This is a genomic window from Paenibacillus paridis, assembly GCF_006345825.1.
Classification (GTDB): Bacteria; Bacillota; Bacilli; order Paenibacillales; family Paenibacillaceae; genus Pristimantibacillus; species Pristimantibacillus paridis.
In genome coordinates this window covers 1-757 of the sequence record NZ_VCIX01000054.1, presented here as the reverse complement: position 1 = coordinate 757, position 757 = coordinate 1, and the positions used below count along the sequence as shown (strand labels likewise).

The following is a 757-nucleotide window of genomic DNA, read 5'->3' as shown; positions in this document are numbered from 1 at the left end:
ATACAGGTATCGCATTCTGATACAGAATGCCGATCACGGTACCTTGATCCGTAATCGGGCTCGTAATAACCTCATCGCCTACCGTTACTCCAGCAGCGCCTAAAGCGACATGAATGGCTGCCGTGCCGGATGATGTTGCCACACTGTATGGAATGCCATACATTTCATTAAAATCGGATAGAAATTTTTTTACTTTGTTTCCGAAATGATAGAATAGTGTATTTTGCTCCAATGCTTCTAGCAGCTCTTTGGCTTCTTCTATTCCAAAACGTTTTCCAGTCCCGAATGNCAATGCTTCTAGCAGCTCTTTGGCTTCTTCTATTCCAAAACGTTTTCCAGTCCCGAATGGCGTATTTTTCGTTTTCTCGCCGCCATGTATGGCGAGCGTGCCGGTGTGATTCAAAGCGCTTCACCTCGTTTATGTCATTTAATAATCGTTTTGGTACAGCGAATGCCATACTTTATATGCACATCTGCTCCGTTAATCGCTTCATTTGCGAGTAGAGGAGTCCAGATAACAGCTTTGCTGATCTTATTAGGATTGCTGTGCATAACGCAGCCGTTTGCGTCAATGCCTTCTATGCGCAGCTGACGCTTTGCTCGAACCCATTCATTAATCTGGCTGCCCGTCCAGAATACAAAGCCTTCTCGCTTGGCTTCTTGGATGACCTTGACAATCGCGTTGCGTACATTAGGCTGCCGCAAAATATGAACCTGATGGAAGAGGAAATGCGCCACACCAGAAACCTTCTTCACG

The 757-nt window shown here is 45.6% G+C and carries 1 protein-coding gene and 1 pseudogene; both read right to left on the bottom strand.

The window, feature by feature from the left end; genetic code table 11:
* Nucleotides 1-232, bottom strand: a 232-nt coding sequence (locus FJQ58_RS33480; RefSeq protein ID WP_476641264.1) for a DegT/DnrJ/EryC1/StrS family aminotransferase, incomplete at its 3' end; no start/stop codon positions are given.
* A 191-nt stretch (nucleotides 233-423) separates the two neighbouring features.
* Nucleotides 424-757 (bottom strand): annotated as a pseudogene (locus tag FJQ58_RS32215) (hypothetical protein); the annotation flags it as partial.